Source organism: Vibrio sp. SG41-7, assembly GCF_014164465.1.
GTDB lineage: Bacteria > Pseudomonadota > Gammaproteobacteria > Enterobacterales > Vibrionaceae > Vibrio > Vibrio splendidus.
The window spans coordinates 1-3,177 of sequence record NZ_JACJFF010000237.1 but is presented as its reverse complement, the minus strand read 5'-3'; the positions used below and the strand labels follow the sequence as shown (position 1 = coordinate 3,177).

Genomic DNA, 3,177 nt, shown 5'->3' with positions numbered 1-3,177 from the left:
ACTTGCAGGCCTCTGGGTTTTCTTGCAAATGTGCGAAGTATTAAATACTTACACGACAGAGGAAATCAACAGGATGAAAGAATTGGCCCGTTCATTTTTTGCTCAATATGTGTAGATACCCATGCCTATGAGGGCAATCAAGAAGCTTTGCGTATCTATCTCAACGCTAAAAAAGTAAAGAGCACTCCGTTTGATTCAAAAAATAGAAAAGAGACAACCAATACAAAAGAAATAGAAAGTATAAAAGAGATAGAAAGTACGAAACATACAGCAAACACACGTCAGTTAAATAAGACACCACAAGAGTGTATTAGGCCAGACTCGGACAACTGGTTCTAATAAGGCAGTTGATACTGATATCGACATGGAAATATAAAAAGGAAATATAATGAAAATGATGAGAAAAACATTGTTGGCTTCAGCAATGCTTACTCTATTTAGCGTCAGTAGTTATGCAAAAACACCTATTGATTTAGGCGTTGTTAATGAAGACAAACTTATTGAAATGCTAGTTAGACAAGGCTTAGTCGACCAAGATGCAACCGATGTGGCAAAACACGACGCACTTGACCGTTACTTAAAAAATAAGATCAATTCCGGTTTTAAAGGCGACGCTCAATTCGGTAAAAAAGCACTTGAGCAACGAGCGAAAATACTCAAAGCCATCGAAAAAGGATCCGGTGTTAAAAAAGCGAGTGTCTTTGCTTTAGAAGTCGGCACCAAGCGTACCGATAAAGTACTCGCTCTATTGGTCGATTTCCCTGATTTGAACTGGGATGACAACAAGCTGACCGAAGAGCACACGCAGATGCTCTACGAGAGCTACAACCCAGAACATTATCAAGAGTTGTTGTTCTCAAATTCTGGCTACACAGGGCCAAATGGCGAAAACCTAATCTCGATGCGTCAGTATTACCAAAGCGAATCAGGTGATAGTTACAGCGTTGCAGGTCAAGCTGCGGGTTGGTATCGCGCCTCTAAGCCTGCGTCATTCTATGGTGGCAACTCCCCTACCACCGACAACGACTTAAACGCACAAGAACTGGTTCGTGAAGCGCTGAATCAACTGGCGCAAGACCCAAGTATCAACCTTGCCGATTACGACATTGAAGATCGTTACGATTACGACGGTGACGGAAACTTCCGCGAACCCGATGGTGTGATTGATCACCTGATGGTGTTTCATGCATCGGTAGGCGAAGAAGCCGGTGGTGGCGTATTAGGCCCTGATGCAATCTGGTCTCACCGATTCAACCTTGGCCGCACACATGTGCTTGAAGGTACCTCTAGCTCTCTTCCTGACCGCTTTGGTGGCCAATACGCAGCATTTGATTACACCATTCAACCGATTGACGCGGCAGCGGGTGTCTGTGCTCACGAGTATGGCCATGATTTAGGCTTACCAGACGAGTACGATACGCAATACACAGGCAAGGGTGAACCAGTATCTTACTGGTCAATCATGTCTTCAGGCAGCTGGGCTGGCAAAATTGGTGGCACACAACCAACGGCATTCAGCTCTTGGGCAAAGCACTTCCTACAAAAATCGATTGGTGGTCGCTGGGTTAACGATGATCAAATCTCGATTGATGACCTAGAAGACAACCCACAAGTTTATACACTGTTCCAAACAACGGATAACAGCCGTCCGAACATGATTAAGGTCGATCTTCCTGAAAAGCAAATTGAAAGTCTGAAACCCTTTGAGGGAGAGTATTCATTCCACTCTCAAAAAGGCGATGATCTGAAAAATGGCATGACTCGCAAGTTGGTGATTCCAGCGGGTGATTCTGCATTGCTTTCGTTCAAAGCGTGGTATGAAATAGAGAAAGACTACGACTTCGCTCGCGTGCTAATCAACGGACAAGCAATAGCTGGCAACATCACCTCAATGGATGACCCATACAATACTGGCCTCGTTCCTGCTATTGGCGGCGAATCTGGCGGATGGGTTGACGCTGAGTTCGACGTTTCACAATGGGCAGGCCAAGAAGTAGAGCTTTCGTTTGAGTACATCACCGATGGTGGCTTGGCGATGGAAGGCTTCTATTTGGATAACCTCAGTGTGATCGTGGATGGTGAAGTAACCTTAATAGACGATGGAGAAAGCAACTCCACCTTCGCCCTAAATGGCTACAAGCTAAGTAATGGATTCCACCAAGCGCAACACTACTACCTACTGCAATGGCGTAGCCACATGGACGTTGATGAAGGTTTAGCCAACATCAAACGCATGGGCCAACTCATCTCATTCGATCCAGGTTTGATCATTTGGTACGTAGACGAGTCGCTGACTGATAACTGGGTAGGTAAACACCCAGGTGAAGGTTGGTTAGGCGTGGTCGATGCAGACCAAAATGCCATGACTTGGGAAAAATCTGGTGAAGTCGCTCAAACTCGTTATCAAGTTCGTGATGCTGCGTTTTCACTCAAAGATCATACCCCAATGCGTCTTGTGAACAGCGACGATGATGTACTTGAAGATACCAGTTTGGTTGGCAATGCTAGCTTCTCTGACGACCAAGATTACACCTCTCCACAAGCGCCTGATTCAGGACGTATCCTAACGGAGTTTGGCTTAGCCGTTGATATTGTGAATCAGAGTGACAACAACGAATACGGCGTGGTTCGCTTATCGAAAGTAAGCCAACACAACGTCGCCCCTACTGCGAACTTCGAGCTCAATGTTACTGCCCTGAACGTTTCTGCACGTAACTTCAGTTCTGATCAAGACGGTGAGATCACCAGTTACTTATGGGACTTTGGCAACGGCACAACAAGTAACGAAGTGGCACCAACTTGGTCTTACGAACAAGCCGGTGAATACACGGTGAACTTGACTGTTGTTGACGACAAAGGCGCTACCGATTCATTTAGCTCCGTAGTGAGTGTTGAATCTCCAAACGCCCTTCCAGAAGCGAGTGCAAAGTACATTCACTTGGGTCGCTGGGTAACCATGTGGTCTACAAGTTCAGACAGCGATGGTCGTGTTGTTGATACCGAGTGGACACTTCCAAACGGAAAGGTGAAACGAGGTCGCACATTCACTTCAATCTTCCCTTCATACGGAAAGCACGAGGTGACACTGAAAATAATCGATGACCAAGGCGGGATTACAACTAAGACAATTTTAGTCGACCTGTAAATCATCTTGGGTCTTAGGTCTTAGGTCTTAGG

At 45.7% G+C, this 3,177-nt stretch carries 2 protein-coding genes; both read left to right on the top strand.

The window, feature by feature from the left end; genetic code table 11:
- Positions 1-81: 81 nt before the first annotated feature.
- On the top strand, positions 82-339 hold the full coding sequence (locus H5300_RS26160; RefSeq protein WP_310736197.1) for a hypothetical protein: 258 nt from the start codon (positions 82-84) through the stop codon (positions 337-339).
- Positions 340-388: 49 nt separating this feature from the next.
- The gene (locus H5300_RS26155; RefSeq protein WP_182797305.1) at positions 389-3,145 is read left to right on the top strand and encodes an immune inhibitor A domain-containing protein; all 2,757 of its coding nucleotides are present in this window, start codon (positions 389-391) and stop codon (positions 3,143-3,145) included.
- Positions 3,146-3,177: the final 32 nt, after the last annotated feature.

Coding starts and splice junctions, on each gene's coding strand:
- H5300_RS26155 (WP_182797305.1), top strand. CDS start 389: ATGAAAATGATGAGAAAAACATTGTTGGCTTCAGCAATGCTTACTCTA.